The organism is Aquabacterium sp., from assembly GCF_030652515.1.
Taxonomy (GTDB): Bacteria; Pseudomonadota; Gammaproteobacteria; order Burkholderiales; family Burkholderiaceae_C; genus Aquabacterium.
The window spans coordinates 7198-29094 of the sequence record NZ_JAUSAR010000188.1 but is presented as its reverse complement, the minus strand read 5'-3'; the positions used below and the strand labels follow the sequence as shown (position 1 = coordinate 29094).

Annotated in this window: 2 protein-coding genes; both read right to left on the bottom strand. The window is 63.7% G+C overall.

Annotated elements, in window-relative coordinates; genetic code table 11:
* Positions 1–3: 3 nt before the first annotated feature.
* The gene (locus tag Q7V20_RS21000) at positions 4–2022 is read right to left on the bottom strand and encodes a polyketide synthase (RefSeq protein WP_304795602.1); all 2019 of its coding nucleotides are present in this window, start codon (positions 2020–2022) and stop codon (positions 4–6) included.
* A 31-nt stretch (positions 2023–2053) separates the two neighbouring features.
* Positions 2054–21889, bottom strand: coding sequence for a non-ribosomal peptide synthetase (locus Q7V20_RS20995; RefSeq protein ID WP_304795600.1), 19836 nt, complete (start codon positions 21887–21889; stop codon positions 2054–2056).
* Between the last annotated feature and the right edge of the window lie 8 nt (positions 21890–21897).

Here is a 21897-nt window from a genome sequence, read left to right as displayed (position 1 = left end):
GGTTCAGGCCACGGACCTCGCCATGGCCTGAAGACCGTCATCTGGCGAATGTGTGATGCTCACCCTCGACATCGGGTAACCCGGCAAGGTGATGCGTTGCCGTCCCGTCCCTTCGTGCATGACGGGCCATGGCACCTTGGCGCCCGTCACCCAGCACGCGGCGATCCGCTCCAGATCCTGCTCTTGCGCGTAGCGCAAGAGCAAATCCTGTTGCGCCCGCTCGTCCAGCCACCGGCTCATCTCGGCCTGATGGTCATGGGCATTGCCCATGAAAACAGGCAACCCTCCCCCCACCGCGGCATCGTGCACTGGTGATGCACCCGCGGTGAGCGCCCTCAGCAGTTCATCGCGGTCGCGAACGATGGCGGCCCAGCGGAATGCCATGCTTTCGCGCCCGACCTGGAGCGTGTAGGCAAGATCTTCCAGCGTCACGTCGAGGTGCTTGCGCACGAAGTTGCCCAGAAGGCTCATGCTGGCGGCCAGACGATCCATGCTTCGGGCAGACAGCACCACCAGCCACGGCTGTGCCGATGGTGCCTGCCGGGCCACAAACCGGGCCGAGGGCTTGTGCTCTTCGATCACCACGCTGGCATACGAGCCGCCCGCGCCAAACGAGTTGACCAAGGCCCGCCGGTTTTGCTGGGCTTCAACAACACCCACGGACGATTCAGCACCTGGCCAATCCTGCACATGGTCGGGCAGGAAGAATGGCGTGTCATTCAGACTCAGATTGCTGTTGATCGTCTCAGGCACCCGTCCTGGCGCGATCTGGCCGTTCCGCACCTGGAGAATGGCCTTGGTCAGTTGTGTCATGCCCGATGCGGCCTCTGCATGGCCGATGGCCGATTTCGCAGAAGACAAAGCGATGGATTGCGGACCGAGAGACTGTTTTCCAAACGCCCGAACCAGTGCTGCCACTTCAATCGCATCACCCAGCGGAGAGCCATTGGCCGCAGATTCAACGCACCCGATGGTGTGTGCCGCTGCACCAGCACGCTGAAGCACGGTCTCCAGCAACCTGGCCTGCGCCGATACATTGGGAATCATGTGAGGCCCCAGACTACCAGCATGATTGGCCGCCGTGCCACGGATGATCGCCTGGATGTTGTCGCCATCGGCGACCGCGCGGTCCAGAGGTTTGAGCAGCATGGCCACCGCCCCTTCCGCCAACAACAGACCATCGCCTTGGGAAAAACTGCGGCTGTCCGGCTGGCTGGCCAGAAGGCGCAGTTGGCTCAGGTAAACGAACAACTCCGGATACAGCAAGGTGATCCCGCCAACCAATGCCGCCTGGCAATCACCTCGGTGCAGACTTTCGCAGGCCAGGTGCAGGGCCGTGAGGGACGACGAGCTTTGCGTGTCGATTGACATGCTCGGCCCGCGCCAATCGAAGGTCCGGGAAACGCGATTGGCGATTGAGCCTATCGACACCGCATGCGCCCGCGCATTGCGCTGGCTCCCGACACCAAAGTGATGATGGGTTCCCGGCGCGGTCCCGACGAACACGCCCACGTCGCCCGATACCGACTGATGCAACCCGGCCTTCGTGTAGCCCGCGGCCTCCATGGCCTGCCAAGCCACCTCCAGGAACAGCAGTTCCTTGGGGCCCAGATGCCTGGCTTCGTCATGGCTGATGCCGAAAAATTCAAGGTCGAAATGCTCGATGTCCTTGAGAAAGCCGCCCCACTTGCAGTAGCTGAGTCCTTCCGCCTTCGCGGCCTGGGGATCCTCACGGTAAAAGTCGTCCAGAAGCCACCTTCGGGCAGGCACCTCGGTGATGCAATCAACGCCCTCCACCAGGTTGCGCCAGTACTCGGCCACATCGTCAGCTTGCGGATAGCGTCCGGCCATCCCGATGATCGCCACGGCACCCGCCTCGCCACCTGATCGGTCAGGCAGGGAGCGGGAGTCGGTGGATGCCGACACCACCTTGTCCAGGTGAGCCAGGTAGCTTGCGGCCGCGTCGACGGGCAGGCGGCCATCCCGCACCTCCTGAAAGATGTATCTCTTCAAGTCTTGCATGACAGTTCTCCACTCCACATTGAAATCGTCGTCATTGCGTCATTTCCATGGCGTCATCGACATCCATCCCTCCCCGGGCCAGACGCTCCAGCACGTCTCGGTACCGGCCCGCAGCGAACGCCTGGTCGGGCGCCTCTGCCATCAGGGATGGCAAAGCCACAGAGCCTTCCAAACCGGAGATGCCAGACAAGGCTTCCCCGCGTGTATGGACCAGGTGGTTCGCCAGCTCAGCAATGGTTCGGTACTCGAACCACACCGTTGCGCTCAACTCACCCAGTTGCTGGCGCAGGGTCTCGGTCAGTGCCATGACACTGGCGGAGTCCAAGCCCAATCGATCAAGCGGCTCGGACGCATCGACACTGCCAAAGGGGATGCTCAAAGCACTTGCCACCTGTTGGCGCAGGTAGGTTTCGACCTGCGTGAGCAAAGGCATGGACTGCCCCGGCACCTGGGTACCCGGCAAAGCCATGGCAGGCCTTTGCGCCACCTTCGGGCTGTGCGCTGCGGGCGCTTCGGCCACCGGCAGCGCTTGCAACCCCGGCGGCAGGGTCCGGGGTGCCGGAACCCAATGGCGCTCCCGGGCAAAGGGATAGGTGGGCAAGCTGACCCGACGTCGGATGGAAGCTCCCGCTCCGTGCATCAGTGACCAATCGATGGCCAGTCCTTGCACCCACAGATCCGCCAGACGGTGGAGCTTGCCTCGTTCGATCCACTGGACGACCGCCTGCTGGAACTCTTCATCACCGCTGACCTGCGCCAAGGTTCCACCATCACGCCCGACGGCACCGGCATGGACACCATCTTCGCCTTGACGCCGACTCGGCGCCTCATGCCAGTGTAGAAGTTTGCTCCGCAGCTCATCCAGAGACGACACCACCAAAGCCAGGCGCTCGCGCATGGCTTCACGCCCGATCTGCAAAGTGAAGGCGATGTCGGCCAGATCGGCATCGGAAAAGGCCGGCAATGCCTTGAGCAGTCGTGCCACTTGTTCATGAAGGCTTTGGCCATCCTTGCCAGACAAGACCAACAGCACACTGGCTGGCGTCGGCACGGCATGCGCCGCCCGCGTCTCGATGTGCTCCTCCACGATCACGTGGCCATTGGCTCCGCCAGCACCAAAGGATGAGATGCCAGCGCACCGTGGACGCTCGATGGTGCGTCCACCTTGTTCGACCACGATCCGTGGCCAGGCCTCGGCCACACGTTGGACACGGAAGGGGGTTTCCTCAAAGCGAATGCCGGGATTTGTCTCCTGCGCATGCAAGCTGGGCACGAGCATGCCGTGCTTCATCTGCAGCAGGACCTTGGTCAACCCCGCCATGCCTGATGCACTTTCGCAGTGGCCCATGTTGCTCTTGACCGATCCGATGGCGCAGTACTGCCGGTTCTGCGTGTGTTCACCATAGGCTTTCGACAGGCCGGACAACTCGATGGCATCGCCCAGCGGGGTCGCCGTGCCATGCGCCTCGACGTAAGTGATGTGGCGGGCGTCAACCCCCGACGCCCGAAGGGCATCCGCGATGACGGACGACTGCGCCCCAGGGCTGGGCACGGTGTAGCCCATGGTTCGCCCGCTGTGGTTGATGGCACTGCCTTTGATCACCCCATGGATGTGGTCGCCATCGGCCAGGGCCTGTGCAAGGGGCTTGATCAGCACGGCGCCGACGCCCTCCGCGTCCACGAAGCCATCGGCCTCGGCGCCGAAGGACTTGCACTCGTTGCCGGAGGACAGCATCTTCATGGCCGACAAGCCGATGTAATGAACCGGCGTGGCGATGATGTTCACCCCGCCGACCAGAGCACAACCGATCTCGCCGCTGCGAAGACTTTGCAAGGCCAGGTGCAGTGCCGACAAAGAGGAAGAACAGGCCGTGTCCACCGCGATGCTCGGCCCGTTGAAACCCAGGGTGTAAGACACCCGGTTGGCCACAGACCAATGCGAAGGTTGCCACTGGTAGGTGTTGTTCATCACCCCCACGAACACGCCGACACGGCCTTGCTTGGCAAGCTCACCGGGCACATAGCCAGCCTCTGAGACGCAGGCATGGGCTTCCTGAAGGAACAACCTCTCCTGGGGGTCCATGCGCTCCGCCTCCTTGGCTGGTATGCCAAAGAACGGGGCATCGAAGGCATCCGCGTCTTCGATGAAACCACCCCAGCGGGTGTAGATGCGGCCCTCCATGCCCTTTTGCTCACTGAAGAGCGTCTGCCAGTCCCATCGCTGAGGTGGGATCTCGCTGACGCAGTTTGCGCCGCCCAGCAAACGATCCCAGAAGTCGGCCACCGTGGGCGCATCCGGGTACCGCCCGGACAACCCGATGATGGCCATGTCCTGAACACCCCTTTGCTCGACGGTGCGCCCAGACAAGGTCGGGACCGCCGGTCTGGCGAAGCGTCCGGGCCCCGGAGGCAGCATGGACACCGACGCCACGGCAGCAGAACGAGGAACAACCGCTGCCGGCGCCTCAGAGGCGCCTTCGGAAGCCTGTCCTTGTTCTGCGACCTGGGCAAAACGGATCAGTTCATCCCGACTGGTGGAGAACAAGTGATTCACGACCGCATCAACGGTCTGGTGCTCAAACCACATCGTCGGCGTCACGCTCTCGAATGACTCTCGCAGGACATCCGTGAGCTTGACCACCACCAACGAATCGACACCATAGTTCTCAAGCGGCTCGTTGGCCTTCACCTGGTCCACAGGCATCATCAAGTGCTCGGCGATGCTGGCCTTGACGCGCTCGGCGGCGGCCCATCGCACACGCGCGTTGAAATCTCCCGATGCCAGCGGCTCGGGATGGTCGGCCGACTTCGTGGCTGCCAGTGCGGTGGCCTGCGCCTTGGGTGGTGTCGAAGGCTTGACTGCCGCCCCTGGCGTGGCAGATGGTCTGGCCATGGCATACGCCCGCCTGAACACGCCATCGCTGGCTGCCACCACCACTTGCTGTCCCAATGGATGGGCCACTTCAGCCGGGTAAAGCGGGACCGAGAAACCTTCCGCACTCAGCACTTGGCGCCAGCTTTCGGGCGACAAGGCCGGAGAACCCGGAATGCGGCGTGCGCCATCGCTGAACAACCACCAGCCCTCCAGCATCCCGAAGGTGAGGTGCGCGAAAAGACTGTTGCTGGACACTTCGTTGAGCAGCAGAACACCCTCGCGTTTGAGCAGCGATTTGACATGCCCCACCGTGCGACGCATGTCCCGCGTCGCGTGCAGGACATTGGTGGCGATGACCACGTCGAACTCGCCGACGTCGAAGCCTTGCAGGGCCGGGGCGTCTTCGATGTTCAGCAAGCGCGTCTGCAGATACGGTGCGTCCGCGCCGTACTGCCGTTGCCCGTGCGCCAGGAAGGCCTTGGAGATGTCTGTGTAGCAATACTCCGCAATGCGGTCAGCGTACGGCGCAAGGCGCTGGAAAACCATGGCACTGGTGCCCCCCGTGCCCGAACCGACCTCAATCAAGCGCAGGCGCACAGCGGGATCTTTCTCGAGCCGTGATTCGATGTACTTGACCAAGGCCTCGACCAGAACGGCGTTGAAATAGTCCGCGATGGGGTTGTCCTTGTAGATCCCTGCAACCAACTCCATGGATGAATTCGGGAACATGATCTGCGTGGCCGGACGCCGCCCCGTCAGGATCTCGGGCAGATGGCGGAGCATGGTGTCGACCAGGCGCCACTGCGCCTGCTGGTTGGCATCCGTCACCCGGGCACACTCGGTGTCCCAGTCCTGCCACAACGCGGCTGCGTCGGGCCTTGAGCTGCTCACGGCTTCGTACTGCATGCCCTTGGAGCGAAGGTGGCCCTGGTGAACCAGAACCTCGAACGTCGCCTGCAGCCAAGCCTTGCTGGAGGGCGGCATGCCAATCAGCGAGGACACCTCGTCCACCCCCTGCGAGCCGGTCTTGAACAGCCCTGCTTCGCACAGTTGGAGCCACAGCATCTCGGCCAGGCGCGCCTCAAACGCCTGCATCCTGCTCACGGCATCGTCCACGTCCATGGGCGTCGGCAGGTTGGTCACCGCAGGCAAGGCTGCCATGCCCGGCTGGATGGCCGGGGCGATCACAATGGCCTGACTGCCATCCATGCCCATCTGCCGGGCGACGCGTTCGTCCGTCGTCTTCAGAAACGCCACCTGATCGACCGGGGCCGTCAGCAGGCGCTCCAACAGACCCATGGCCTCTGTCGGCTCGATCGACCCCTGGCCGACGCGGGCCATGCGCTCGCGGTATGCCTCAGAGGCAACAACGCCCACACTGCCCCAGTACCCCCAGTTGACAACCTTGACAGGCACATCAAGCTCAAGGTCCAGGGCCTTGGCATAGCTGTCGGTGAAAGTGCAGCCAGCGGCATAGTTGCTCTGGCCAGGCAGCTTCGCCAAAGTTTGCATTGACGAAAAGAAAAGGATGAAATCCAGGGGATCCCGGCCAAACACCCTGGTGAGATTGACGCTGGCATCCACCTTGGCCATCAAGGCACCCCGGAAGGTCTCTTCGTCCATCTTCAGCAGCGTCTGGTCTTTCAGCACGATGGTGGCGTGCACGACGCCGTGCACCGCGCCCACTTGCGCCTGGATGTCGGCTCGGGCCTGCGCCAGTGCACCCAGGTCGGCGGCATCGGCCGAGATGTACTTCGGGGGCTTGCCCAATGCGCCCAACCGTTCGCATTGCCTCTGGATTCTGTCGTCCAGGGTGCGGCGGCCAATCCAGACCACCTGCGCGTCGTATTGCCGGATCAGGTATTCACTGAAGACTTCGCCAACGCCCCCGGCCCCACCAAGGATCAGATAGGTGCCACCGCGCCGGTAGGCCGGCGCCGAGGGTTCGGGCAACAGACAGGGCAGCACCGCCTGGCGATGCCACTGGCCATGGCGGAAGGCCCGCGCATTGCCCATGGGATCGGCGGGCAGCCGCAGCGCGTCGAACAGCGGCCAGGCTTCATCGCCGCCAGGCAGGTCCAGCACGCGAATGCGCCAGCGTGAGAACTCCTTGGCAAGCGAGCCCAGCAGGCCATGCACGCTGGCATGCGCCGGATGCACTGGATCACCAGGCACCACGGCCTCGCTTTGCGAGGTCAGCACCGTCATGCTCAACGGCCGAGCATCGAAGCCCAGGCTCAACAGGGCCTTGACCATGCGGAACCCTGCCAGCACGCCAACCCCCTGGGCCTCGATCACCGATGCGCTGTCGAGCGCGATGTGCCCTGCATCGGGCAACACCCAGAACAGGTGATCGAATGCACCAGCATCCAGCCGCGTGGCGATGACGTCGATCGAGTCATGGTCACTCAGGTCGATGAGGCGAGCCGTTGGGTACAACGCGAGCAGCGCCTCCTTGCGCGAGGCCGCACCCGCCACCACCAACACACGCTCCTCGGGCGCTGGCCACACCGGTGACGATTCATGCACCAGCTCATCCATCGGTCGCCACCGCGTGGTGGCCGTCAGCTCACCGATCAGCGGCACAGGCGCCGCCGTCTCGGCTTTGCCACCGCCCATCACCCGTGATGCGAAGCCGTGCAGGCGAACACAGACGCGCCCCTCACCATCCACGACATCAATGTCGAGGTGCTGAACGGCCGAAGGTACTTCGCTCTGCAGACGGACCACCGCCCAGGCCTGGTCAGGAACGACGGCCAACACCGTCAGACGCGCCAGTTCGAAGGGAATCCGTGGCTGAAGCACGCCCCCGCCGGACAAGGCATCGACCAGACCGATGCAGGCTTGCAGAGCGCTGTCCATCAAGCTCGGGGCCAATACATGGCGATCCACGCCAGCAGTGGCCGGCTTAGCCAGTTCACCCAGGGCGAACAAGCGCCCTTCGACATCGCGGCCGGTCCGGACCGAGCGCAGTCCCTGGTGCGCCGGACCATAGGCCAGGCCCATGCCTTCGAACAAGCCGTAGCAGCGGGACGCGTCCAGGTGGTGGTCGCCCAGGCACTGTTGCAAGGAAGACAGGTCCACCATGTCCGCCCCAGATGGCCCGTCGGCCAGCACCGCGAAGCCCTGGCTGTGCAGGACCTGGTCTTCACCTTGGCCACTGTGCACGCCGAAAGCCACCCGGCCATCGTCCTGCACCTCCAGCACCACATGGACCTGCACCGGCTCGGCATCGACGGTCAGGGGGCGCATGAACACCACCTCTTCCAGGCCCAGCATCGATTCCGGCGTCTCCGTGCCGGACCACTTGGCGCCCAGCGCCAGCTTGACGGCTTCCCGCGCCATCTCCAGATAGGCCACGCCGGGCAGGACCTTGCGCCCATTGACCCGGTGATCACGCAGGAATGGCTCATTTCCCGTGAACGTTGAACTGAAGCATTGACGCTCGAAGTCCGAGGTGTTCCGGTGCAACAAGGCGTGCAGACGCGTGTCGGGCAAGGCCTTGCCCTCGGGCAGTCGGGGCACCCAGTAGCGCTTGGGCGAGAACGGGTAGCTCGGCAGGCTGATGCGCCGGGGAAGGTGCTGCCCATGCAGCGCAGCCCAATCGAACGACAGGCCCTTGACCCACAGTTCCGCCAGCTTGCCCAGCTTGCCCTTGGCCACCCATGCCTGGAGCAGCCCGCCCATGTCGTCATCGGTACTCAGGATGTCCAGGCCATCCTTGTCGGAGCGCTGTCCCTGGTAGAAGTCCTCGATGTCGAGCGCTGACTCGCCAGCAGCGAATCGGCGCAACTGATCGCGCAGCTGCTCCAGGCTGCCCGACAGGCAGGCCAGACGGCTGGCGAAGGCCTCCCGTCCCACCTGCAACGTGTAGGCGATGTCCACCAGATCCTGGTCTTGCCAGTGCGCCGCTTGCAGCGTCTGGGACAGGCCGAGCGCCATGGCGCTCAGCCTCTCGTCATCCCTGGCCGACAGAATGACGAGGACCGGCCGGTCAGCACTGACCAGGAGCGGTGAAGGTGCACGCGCTTGGCGGTACTCCTCGATGACGAGGTGCGCATTGGCGCCACCCGCGCCGAAGGAAGACAACCCGGCGATGCGAGGCATTTCGCGAGGCTCCGCAGTTCCGAGCGCCAACACGGGGCGATCCCATTCCTGCAAACCCTGCTGAACCCTGAACGGCGTCTTCTCGAAGTCGATGTTGGCATTGAGCTCATGGCTGTGCAGGCTGGGCACCAGCACGCCGTGTTTCATCTGCAGCAGAACTTTCGTCAGCCCCGCCATGCCCGATGCGCTTTCGCAATGGCCGATGTTGGACTTGACCGATCCGATGGCGCAGTACTGATGATCCTGGCCATGTTCGCCATAGGCTTTGCTCAGGCCGGTGATCTCGATGGGATCGCCCAGCGGCGTGCCCGTGCCGTGCGCCTCCAGATAGCTGATGGCGCGCGGATGCACACCCGCCTGGCGGATCGCCTGGCCGATGACCTGTGCTTGCGCATTCGGATTCGGGACTGTGTAGCCGTTGGTCTTGCCGCCATGGTTGAGCGCGCTGCCCTTGATGACCCCATAGATCTGGTCGCCGTCCTCGACAGCGCGGGCCAGTGGTTTGAGCAGCACGGCACCCACGCCTTCTCCGGGGACGTAGCCGTCGCCCCCTTCGCCAAAGCTGCGGCACAACCCTTCGCTGGAGGCGAACTGGCCTTGCGACAGCGTGATGTACTTGTTGGGGTGCACCGTGAGGTTCACGCCCCCGGCGATTGCCAGGCCGCACTCGCCCCTCAGCACGCTGTGTGCCGCCAGATGAATGGCCGTCAGCGATGACGAGCACATCGTGTCCAACGCCACGCTGGGGCCATGGAAGCCGCAGAAGTACGACACGCGGTTGGCGATGGAAGCAGGCTGGCTGGACAGGGCGAATCCATCACCCGTCACCTGGGCCTGTGCTCCGTACAACTGGTAGTCCTGGTACATGACGCCGACAAAAACACCCACCTGCCCGGGCAAGCCGTCGGCATGGTGCTTGCGCCGCAAAGCCTCGCGTGTGTAGCCCGCGTCCTCGATGGCCGAGTAGGCGCATTGCAGGAACACACGCTCCTGCGGATCGGCGCCCTGAGCATCACGAGGCGACATGTTGAAGAACAGTGGATCGAACTCGTCGAAGCCATCGATGAAGCCGCCCCATTTGCTGTAGCTCTTGCCCAGCTTTCCGCGCTCGACATCGAAGTAATGGTCATGGTCCCAGCGCTCCCTGGGAATCTCGGTGATGCAGTTCAAGCCTTGGGTCAGATTGCGCCAGTATTCCTCCAGGTTCCTGGCTTGGGGATAGCGACCACTGATGCCGATGATGGCAATGTCCAGTGCATTGGCCATCCCTGGGGCCTGGTCGCCTGCTGTCTGAGCAGCCAGGCCAAAACGTCGGCGCGTTCGGCTGGCCTTGACCGGGCCGGTCGCCTCGATCGGGATGGTGTGCCGCGGTGGCAGCGCGGTGGTCACGGCCTTCGATCCACCTACCAGGGCGGCCACACGCTCGCGGTGAGCCTGCAGAAAATAGCCCGTCAGGTCATGGATGGTCTGATACTCGAAGAACAAGGTCTTCGACAAGGCCCCAAAGGTGAGTTCGAGCGCGCTCGTCAAGTCGGTGACCATGATGGAGTCGATACCGTACTGCTCCAGGGGCGCCCGCGCGTCGATTCGATCGGCGGACAGCTTGAGCGTCTTGGCCATCAGGCTGGTGAGGTAGCGGGCCGTTTTCTCGTGCAGCACATCGTCCGCGGCCACCACGTTCTGTGTCGTTGGGGGGAGAATCTGAGCCGATGCCAACGGCTCAGGCTGAATCGCCGAGAACCCACGAACCAGCATGCCTTTCAGGCGATCGACATCCCCGGCGAGAACCACGACCTGGGCCGCATCCTGCGCCAAAGCCTGGTGCAATGCCGACAGCCCCATGGCAGTCGGCAGGGGAGCCATGCCGAAAAGACGCCGGGCGCGCTCACGCGTCGCGGCATCAACTTTCATCCCCCCCTCATCCCACAAGGGCCAATCGATGGACAGCGTGCGGCCATGGCGCTCACTGCTGCGGACCAGGCCATCTCGCCGATGTGCGTGCGCGTCGAGGTAGGCATTGGCCATGGCGTAGTCGGCCTGCGCCACATTGCCAAACACACCCGAGGTCGATGCAAACAGCACAAAGCAGTCGAGCGGTAGGTGTTTGGTCGCCTCGTCCAACACCTCCACGGCATCGACCTTGGGCGCCAGGACATCCCGCAACTCGCCAGCAGTTTTCTTCACGAGGAATCCATCGCGCAACACGCCTGCACCGTGGATCACGCCATCGATGTGGCCGTGCAGGTCCAGCACTTCTGCCACGAGGAGAGCGACCTGCTCCGGCAGAGCCACGTTCGTTTCGCGGTAATCAACGACAAGCCCTTGCCGCCGGAGTGCGTCCAACGAGGAACGCCCGGTCGTCTTCAAGGATGAGCGGCCAGTGAGCACCAGCCGTGCGCCGGGCGCATGCCGTGCGATGTCTTGCGCCACCAGCATGCCCAGCCCGCCCAGCCCCCCCGTCAACAGGTAGACACCACCCGGTTTCCAGAAAACCGGGGCCACCTCCTCACTTGCCTGGGCCTCCTTCAACTGAAGCACCTGGCGCTCGCCGCTGCGGTACGCCACCAGCGCCTCTGAACCATCACCCTCGGCCAACAAACGCCGGGCCATCTCGCCCTCGGAGGTCAAGCGGGGCATGAGCAGGACTTGCCCCAAGCACAGCGGATTTTCCTGCTGTGCGGTCTTGAGCAAGGCGCCCAATGCCTGCAAGGGCGAATCGCCTTGCTCTTCGTCAGGCGATGAAATGACCAACTGGATCAACACCTTGCTCGCGAGTTTCGCCGCCAGGATCCGCTGGACCTTCGCCAGCAGTGCCTGCGCGCAGGCACTGAACAAGGCCGCGCCTTGGTGGGTGTCGGCATCGCCTGCCAGCAGTTGCGCCACCTCGGCGCCTGGAAGGAGCCCAGCAAGGGTGGCGGCATCCACGGTAGCCCCCACCAGGAAGACATGGCGCTTCAGTGAGTGGTCGGTTGAGGCGTCCTCCGGCGCCTCCTTGGCCTGCCAGTGAGGTTGCAGCATCAAGGTTCCGACAGGGCCCTCGGGCAGGGGCTTGGGCACCTCGCTCGACGGGACCGTCTCCATGACTCGGCTGCTGAACTCGCGCAGGCGAACGCACACCCTGCCGCCTTCGTCCATGATGTCCAGGTCCAGCTTGTGCACACTGGACTTTGGCGAGCTGCCGGGGCTGAACCTGACGTACACCAGCGGTCGGGCAGGCATCACATCGAGGATCTCAAGGCTTGTCAGCGCGAATGGCACCATCGGGCGTTGAGGCAAGTGCTCTTCACCATTCGCCAGCAGCAGGCCCAGGCTGACCTGGAACGCCGCATCCAGCAGTCCCGGATGCAGGACGAAGTCCTTCAACGTCGAGGACAAGCCGGCGGGCAGTGCCAGTTCACCCAACGCCAGGGGAAGTCCTTCGTGGTCGAAGCCGGTGCGAACCAACTGCAAGCCCTGGTGGGCAGGGCCGTAGGCCAAGCCCATTCGCTGAAAGGCCTGGTAACAGGCCTGGGCCGAGACATCCCGGTGCGAAGTCAGTTGCCGCAAGCCCACCAGATCACGAGTCAACGGCTCCTCTGCCGACGCCAAGCCCACCACCGCCTGACCTTGGCTGACCAGGATGTCCGCATCGTCCAGGGACTGGTAGATCTCGTAGCCGATCCGCCCAGTTGGCGTTGGATCCAGTGAAATGTGCAGAGTCACCGGATCGCTGCCGACCACGACGGGGCGCATGAACACCACATCGCTCAAGCGGATGTTTGAAGGGAACTGGCCCATGGCGTCAGGCCCCACGGCCCACTTGACAGCCTCTCGCGCCATCTCCAGGTGCGCGGCACCTGGCAGTACCCGCCGACCGCCCACCACGTGGTCAGCCAGGAAGAACTCCGTGCCCGTCAGTGTCGAACTGAAGCGTTGCTCTGTCAGGTCCGACGTGTTGCGTTGTACCAGCGGGTGCAGGCGCTCTGCGGCCAGTGCCCGGTCCACGCGCGGTGAAGCCCAATGCCGCTCGCGGGCGAACGGGTAGGTAGGCAGGTGGATGCGCCGAGGTGCCTTGTCGCCAAACATCCGGCGCCAGGGTAACTCGTAGCCTTGGCAATACATGTCGCCCAGTGCCAGCAGCGCATCCCGGGTGTCCACGCTCTGATCGGCGATCTGCGCAAGGAGCTGCTCGCCATGACGCTGCAGCACCGACTGCCCGCCGAACTGCCTGGGCACCTGGGCCATGAAGAGGTTGGGCAGCTTCTCGCGTCCTCCCACCTGGGCCAGCACGTGAAGGGCATCCTCCCGGTCCTGGACCACCACAGCGCAGCGGTGGCTGAAATGCTGTCGGCCGGACAACAAAGTGTGGCTCATGGCCGCCAGATCGGGCAAGGACCAAGCCCGCTCCCGCAACGCGGCCAGCAGGTCCATGACCCTGGCCTGCAAGGCTTCAGCTGTCTTGGCGGACAAGGCCAGCAGTACCCAGGGCAGCGCATGTGCTGCCTCATCCACATCCGGCGCGTCGTGGCTTTGCACCACCATGTGCGCGTTGGTGCCGCTCATGCCAAACGCACTCACCGCCCCCAGGCGGGGCTGCCCATCCCTCACAGGCCAGGGGAGGAGGCGTTTGTTGACACGGAAAGGACTGGCCGCCCAGGGGATGTAATCGCTTTCCTTGGAACAATGAAGGCTGGGCGGGATCGCCTCATGGCGCATGGCCTGCACCAGGCAGGCCAGGTTCACCAGACCCGATGCCGCGAAGGTGTGGCCGAAGTTCGTCTTGGTGGACGTCAGCGCACAAGCCCCCGGTCGAGTCGACTCGGATTTGAAGGCCTCATAGAGCGCATTGATCTCGATCGGATCACCAAGACGGGTGCCTGTGCCATGTGTGACGATGTAGTCGATCTGCCCCGGATCAATCCGATGCCGACCGTAGATGTCCTGCAACAGCCTTGTCTGAGCCGCACCGCTCGGGGCGGTGATGCCATTGGTCTTGCCGTCGTAGTTGATGCCGCTACCCCGGATCACCGCGTACACAGGATCGCCATCCCGCAAGGCATGGCGCCATGGCTTGAGCACCATGGCGACCACCGCCTCACCGGGCACCATCCCGTTGGCCGCCACATCGAAGGCATGGCACTTTCCGTCCGAAGACAACATGCCCGCCTGTCCCAGCCCCACGAATATCTCAGGTGACAGCAACAGATTCACCCCGGCCGCGATCGCGGTGTCGCAATCGCCGGCGCGCAGGCTCACACACGCCTGGTGCGCCGCCACCAGTCCCGAAGAGCACGAGGTGTTGATGGCCATCACGGGGCCTCGCAAGTCCAGAACATACGCCAGGCGTGCCGCGAGAACGCCATCGTGGTTGGAGGTCACGCTGCCTTCGTCTGCGGTCACCGCGCGGTAGTCGCCCTGCTCCACGCCGACGAACACGCCCGTGCGTCCGCTTTGCAACTGCTCCTTGCCGTGTCCGGCGTCCTCCAGGGCGCGCCAGGCCTCCTGCAGCAAGAGTCGTTGACGAGGATCCATGGCCGCAGCCTCGCGCGGGGACAGCTCGAAGAACAATGGATCGAACTCATCGATGCCTTCCAGGGCCCCCAGCCATTGCCCATTGGTCTTGCCCGGCTCCTTGGCGGGATCACCGTGGTAGACCCGCCAGTCGAAGCGCTCAGGGGGAATCTCCGCGACCGTCTCTTGGCCTTCGCGCAAGACACGCCAGAACTCTTCCACCGTGCGGGCACCCGGGAAACGACCACTCATGCCAATGATGGCAATGGGCTCGAGCTCATCGCTGGAAGGCACAGTCGACCGCTGCTGTGGCAACAGGGCACTGGGCACAACAGGCGCCCGGGGAAGCGCGGGCGCATGCTCCACCGCAGTCGCATAGAAGACCGAAAGACTTTCCCCGAAGGACTGCACCAAGTGCGATTCCAACTGCCCCAGCGTGGGGTGGCTGAAGAAAGCCGTCGGAGCGATCTCAAAGCCGAAGTGCGATGTCAGCCGCTTGGCAAAGGAAGCCAGGTTGACCGAGTCGAATCCGAAGTCGGCCAGGTTCACGGCGGGGTCCAGTTTGTCCCGGGACATCTTCAAGGACTCGCTGGCCAACTCCTTCAAGTCCCAGGCCACGCATTGCGTCAGCGTCAGGCCCTTCATCTGGGGACGCCAACCCGGACCGGCCATGGATGGCATGGCTTGAGCCACCACCTCTGGCACACCCAGTACATCATCCTGCTCCAGCCCTAGGAACCGGTGCACGCGGTGTTTCTGACCGAGGAAGACCAAGGGCTGTTCACAGTCCTGCGCCAGCAGGCTCTCGAAAATCCGCAGGCCCTCGGCAGTTGGCAAGGCTTTCTGGCCACTTGACCGCAGGTAGAAATCTGTTTGCTGTGCCGAGCCAGGACGCATGGCACCGTCCTGCCACAGCGGCCAAGCAATCGTCAGGATCCTGAGCGAAGAATCCGCACGGCCCTGCTGGCGGAGCCGGGCGTAGGCCGAGAGGAAACGATTGGCCATGGCGTAGTCGCCAGCGCCGCCATCTCCCAGAATGCCTGCGGACGATCCAAAGCAGCACAGGAAGTCCACAGGCTGGTCCGCCAGGAGTTTGTCCAGAACCAGCAGGCCTTCGACTTTCGGCGCCAGGTTCTGCGCCAACTCGACCTCTGTTTTCTCCCGGAAAGGCCGTGGATCCACCAAGCCTGCAGCATGCAGCACCCCATGAAGGGGACCGAACAGCTCCTGGCCTTGCATCATGGCCTGCCGCATGGCCGCTTCGTCAGAGGAATCCGCCTGCACATACAGGGCCTGCCCTCCCAACGCCCGCAATGCCTGCAGTTGCCGTTCGATGCGCTCATCCGGCGCGCTGCGGCCGGTCAGAATCAGGCGGGCCGAGAAGCGCTCGGCCAGGTGTCGGGCAAAAGCATGGCCCAAGGCACCCGCCCCTCCCGTGATGAGGTAGCTGCCCGAGGACTTCAGCACTGGTGCATGAACAGGCGCGCAAGCCAGGGCCCGCACGGCACACACATGCCGCTGTGCCCGCCGGTACAGGACATTCTGGATGCAGTCGAGGCTCGATTCGAGCCACAGGCGGCTCAGCCAGTCGACCGGGGCCAGGTCTTCGGATTCGAACGCATCCACCACCAGCGCCAGTTGTGTCTCTGGCAAGACCTGTCCCAGCGACTTGGGCAAGGCCATCACCGACTCCAGATGGGCCTGATCCGTCAGGCTCATGCTCGCCCCCGCGATCAACACCCTTCCGCAGGGCAAGGGCTTGTGCAGCAGAGCCCGCAGGAATCGCAACACCGATGACATGCCCAGCGATGCGGGCCTGGCATCGGCAGCCCACAAGCAAAGCACACGGTCCAGGCGCCCGAACTGCGACCGGATCGAGGCCAGCACATCGGCATGGCCGACGATGTCCTGCTCATCAACGACATGCTGGTGCTGCACATCCTGCAGGACCGCATCCCCGCTCCGGGTCACGAACACCAGGTGGGCTTGCGGTGCCAGTTCAGCGAGGCGAGCCGCAACAGACTGTCCCGCATCGTTGCCCGCCAGGTAGCAGACCACGACCTGCCCTGCAGCATCGCTTCGGTTCGCCACGTCCAAATCGCGAGGCTCCCAATGCTCTTCGAAACCCATGGTCTCGAATGAGGGCTCGGCCACCGGAGAGGCTACAGGAGCCGAAATGGCCAGTCCATGACCGGAGGGAGGCACCTTGCGATCGGCCCAGTAACGCTGCCGGGCGAACGGGTAGGTCGGCAAGCTCATGCGCCGAGGCGTGCCAGCCCCGTAGAGCTTTTTCCAGTCCAATGGCAAGCCGCGGATCCAGGCATTCGCCAGCTTGTAGGCCGACCCATCGCGAAACCATTTTTCCAGCAGCGCATTGCCATCATCCGCGTCCATCGCGTCCAGCCTGCCAGCACCCACATCGATCCGGCCGGTCAGGCAGCCATCCACGCGCTCGCCCGCGACATGGCGCACCAGCAAAGTCACCAGCGCATCAACATCGCTGACCAGAAACACTACTCGGCAAGCCATGGCCTGGCGGCCAACCTGCAGGGTGTAGGCCAGGCGCTGCAAATCGATGGTCTCGCGCTTGGACGACTCTTGGAGGAAACCGAGCAATGCCACGGCATGCGCTTTCAGCCGATCCTCGTCGCGGGCCGACAGGGGCACGATCCATTGGCCCTGCCAGCATCCCGAATGAGGGTTGGCGATGGAAGGCAGGGCAGGTGCCTGCTCCAGGATGGCATGTGCATTGGTGCCACCAATGCCGAAAGAGCTGAGCGCCGCGCGGCGTGGCCCTTCCCCCTCGGGCCAGAGACGGTGACGGTCGGCCACGTAGAAAGGCGAGTCCTCCAGCTTGATGCGTGGATTGGGAACGGTGTAGTTGAGCGTGGGGGGTATCTCGCCGTGCGTCAACGCCAGCGCCACCTTGATACAGCCGGCGAGTCCCGCCGCAGTGTCGAGATGGCCGATGTTGGTCTTGACCGATCCGATGCCACAGAACTGCGTCTTGTCGGTGCCCCTGGTGTAGGCCCCGCGCAGTGCCGCGAACTCGATCGGGTCGCCCAGGGCCGTGCCCGTGCCGTGCGTTTCGACATAGCCGATGCTGCAGGGATCGATGGCAGTGGCAGCCAGCACCTTCTCGATCACGGCGCGTTGGCCCTGGACGCTCGGCGCATAGAAACCGGCCTTGTCTGCGCCATCGTTGTTCAGACCCACGCCGCGGATCAGGGCATGGATGTGGTCGCCATCGGCCAGGGCTTGCAGCGCGCCTTTGACCATGATCACGGCCACCCCTTCGCCGGGGATCATGCCGTCGGCGCTGGCATCGAACGCCTTGATGTGGCCATCGCTTGAGAAGTTCATGCCACGCTGATGGAGGTAGCCAAAACCTTCCCCGGCGAAGATGGTGGACGCCCCCACCAACGCGGCGCGGGATTCTCCGCAGCGGATCGATTGACCAGCCGCCTGCAAGGCCACCAACGACGATGAGCAGTTGGAATGAACCGCATGGCTGGGGCCTTTCAAACCCAGCTTGTGTGACACCATGGTGGGTGTGGTTCCCGGCTGGGCCAGGACCCAGGCCAGGTAGTCATCGGCCTCCGTGATGACTTGCGCCGAGTCTTCACCGATGAGCCGCGTGTTGTACCCGTTGGTGCTGATCGCCATGAACACGCTCGTGTCCGGCACGTCGGCGGGAACGTAGCCGGCATCCTCCAGGGCATGCCAAGCGTTCTGCAAAAGCAGCCGCGATTGCGGGTCCATCAGTTCGGCGTCCTTGGGCGAGATCTTGAAGAACTCGGGATCGAACAAATCCTTTCCGTCGATCGTCGCACGCACGGGCACATGGGCGGGATGCCGTATCAACGCTTCGGGAACGCCATGCTGCCGGAGTTCATCGGCACTGAAGATCTGCACGCTTTCACGGCCCTGGCAAAGGTTGTCCCAGAACGCGCGGTAACCCTCCGCTCCCGGCACCTGGCACGACATGCCAACGATGGCCAGGCAGTCTTTGTAGTAATCGGGAAAAACCTGGTCGGCGTTATTTTCTGCGATTGACGCGGCCCCGGTCACATCCAATGGCGCCGCCTTTTCAGGCGCCGCTGCGGGCCCCGAACCGCCAGGCTCGCGGCCGTGTAAAAGGCGCTGGCTGATGGCCCTCACGGTGCCATATTCGAACAATTGGGTGACCGTGAAATCACCCTCACAGGCCTTCTCGATTTCCTGGGCCACGGTGACCGCGAGCAGGGAGTCGCCACCAGCATCGAAGAAGTGATCGTCCAGCCCGACCGAATCGTGGCCCAGGGCCTTGCGCCATATCCCCAAGACTCGGGCCTGGATCTGAGAAAGATCCGGCAAGGTGTGCGTGGTCTGAACCACCGCGTCCTGCGCCAGCGGGCGGGTGGCGAGTGCCTTGCGGTCAACTTTGCCGCTGGGCGTCAGCGGAAAATCGTCTACACCCACGAAATGCGCCGGAACCATGTAGTCGGGCAGCTTGAGTTTGAGGTGCTCACGACATTCACGGCCATCCGGCTGGGCGTGCCCCTCCACCGTCTTCAAGAAAGCCACCAGCTGCTTGCGCTCGGCATGTTCATGAACCACCACCGCGCATTGGCTGACCGCGAGGTGCTCGCACAGAACCTTCTCGATCTCGCCCAGTTCAATGCGGTGCCCCCGGATCTTGACCTGAGTGTCGATGCGGCCCAGGTACTCGATCTGGCCATTGTTCAGCCACCGCACCAGGTCACCGGTTTTGTAGAGCTTGGCACCATGCGCGGTGAAGGGATCGTCGATGAAACGCTTCGCCGTGAGCTCGGGTTGGTTCAGGTAGCCCCTGGCCACGCCATCGCCCCCAATGTGCATCTCGCCCGGCACCATCGCAGGTAAAGGCCTCAGCTCCTCATCCAGCACATGGATTTGCGTGTTGCCGATCGGCATGCCGATGGAGATGGGGCCTTCGGCTTCAACCTGACCGGCGGTGGACCAGATGGTCGTCTCGGTGGGGCCAAACAGGTTCCAGGCATTGGTGCCACTGTGCTTGAACCATTGCCTCAGACTCTCAGGCAAGGCTTCTCCACCACACAGAGCGGTCAGCTGTTCCTCATTGCGCCATCCCGATTGAAACAGCATGGTCCAGGTGGCTGGCGTCGCCTGCATGACCGTGGGCCGGACTCGGGCGATTTCTCTTCGCAGCGCCTCGACGTTGCGGGTCGCGGCAGCAGGACAGATGTGGCATGTGGCACCCACCACCAAGGGTAGGAACAGCTCCAGACCTGCAATGTCGAAGCTGTAGGTCGTCACCGCGAGCAGCCGGTCCTGGTCCGTCAATCCGGGCCGGATTGCCATGGTCGACAAGAAGTTGCTCAAGGCGCGGTGGGGAATCATCACCCCTTTGGGCAGACCCGTGCTGCCCGAGGTGTAGATCACATAAGCCAGGTCATCGGGTGCTTGCGTGGCGCCGGCCCACGTTTCGCCTTCGTGCTGCAGCACTTCGACATCCACCGCGCGGCTGCCCGCTGGCAGCAGGGATTGAAGACGACCGAGCAACGGGGCCTGGGTCAATACCAGGCGGACACCGCTGTCTTGCACCATGTAGCGCAAGCGATCCTCGGGGTAGGCGGGATCCAATGGCACATAGGCGGCTCCGGCCCTGAGTATCCCGAGCAAGGACACCAGCATCTCGGGTGAGCGGGTCACGTGGACGCCGACCAGGTGCCCGACCTGGACGCCTTGATCGCGCAAGCAGGTCGCCACCCGGCCCACCTCTGCATCCAACCGGGCATAGCTCAAGCTGCGCCCTTCCATGGCAACCGCCAGGTCATCCGGTCGCTGCGCGGCGCGCTGCGCAAACAGTTGGTCTACCCGCAGGTGTCGAGGATAGGACTGGGCGGTGTCATTCCAGCACGCCAGTTGATGGCGCTCGTGTTCGAGCAGCATGGGCAGATCCCGCAATGGGTTGCCAGGATCTCGCAGCGCCCCCTCCAGCAGCACCAGGAAATGCTCGGCCATGCGTTCGACCATGGCCGATCCGTGGACAAGGGTGTCGTACTTGAAGTTCAAGGTGAAGTCTGAGGGCTGCTCGTGCACCTCCAGCGCCAGCTCGTACTCGCCGTCCTGATTGATCCCCGGCAGCACCTCGATGGTCAGCCCGTCCACGGACTGTGTCAGCCCACCGATCACATTCGCGTTCTGGTACTCGAAGGCCACTTGGAACACCGGTGCTTGCCCTGGCGTCCGAGGCAGCTTCAATTCGCGCACCAGCGCGGGGAAGGGGTAGGCGGCGTGGTCAATGCCATCGACCATGGTCAACTGCAAGGCCTTCAGTGTGGCCAGGAAAGTCTGCGCCTGGTCCAGCCGGCTGCGCACCGGGATCATGTTGACGAAATAGCCCACGAGCGATTCGAATCGCTCTTCCAGCCGACCCAGCGTCGGCATGCCGACAATGATGTCCGATTGCTGTGTGTAGCGGTGGAGCAAGATCTGGAAGACGCCCAGCAAGACCACCGCCGGGTTGAAGCCCTGATCTCGGGCGAAGGCCCGAACACGCTGAGCCAGCCCGGTCCCCATGGCGATCGACCACGTGGTGGCCCCCTGCGGGCCCATGGAAGCCTGCATGCCCGCATGCCGAGGCTTCGCGGTGGGCAGTTCAAGACCGGGCAATGGTCCCGCCAGTTGACCTTGCCAGTAATCGCGCAATGCACGGCCGCGATCGCTGGCCATCAGGCCTGCCTCCCATGCCACGAAGTCGGCATAGCGGGCAGGCAAGGGCTTCAACTCGACCGGCAGACCTCGAAGCAGGTCTGCGTAGTCAGCAAGCAAGGTCGACACCAGCACTTGCAAAGACCGTGCATCACAGACGATGTGGTGGACCACCAGGAGCAGCACGCTGCCCTCGCCGCCCGCGTCCACAAGGTGGGCACGCATCAGCGGCCCCTGCGTGAGCACAAAGGGACGTTGGGCCAGTTGCTTGAGAAACAAAGGCAGCGCTTGCCCGATCAGTGGGGCCGCCGATTCACAGCTCAATGTCACCTTGCCATCCGGCTGAGGCACCTGGACAAGCCCGTCCTGCTGACGAATGGCGCTGGCCAGCAAAGGATGGCGGCGCACCAGGAGATCCAGCGCCTGCTGCAGGCGTTCTGCGTCCACGGAGCCACGCAAACGCAAGGCCAGGGGGACATGGTAAGCCGCAGAATGGGGCTGCATCATCTGCAGTACCCACAAGCCTTGCTGCCCCTGTGACAAGGGATGCGACCGATCGCCTTGATCCATGGCGGCATCATCGGCTTGCTGCCCCTTCGCAGACTTGATCTGGCCCAGCACCTCGGCCGCTGTGAGCGTTCCACTCTTGAGGGCGTGAAGAAGCCCGTCGATGTGGTTCTGGTTCGCAAATGTGCTCATGGTGTTCC

Coding starts and splice junctions, on each gene's coding strand:
- Q7V20_RS20995 (WP_304795600.1), bottom strand. CDS start 21,889: ATGAGCACATTTGCGAACCAGAACCACATCGACGGGCTTCTTCACGCC.
- Q7V20_RS21000 (WP_304795602.1), bottom strand. CDS start 2,022: ATGCAAGACTTGAAGAGATACATCTTTCAGGAGGTGCGGGATGGCCGC.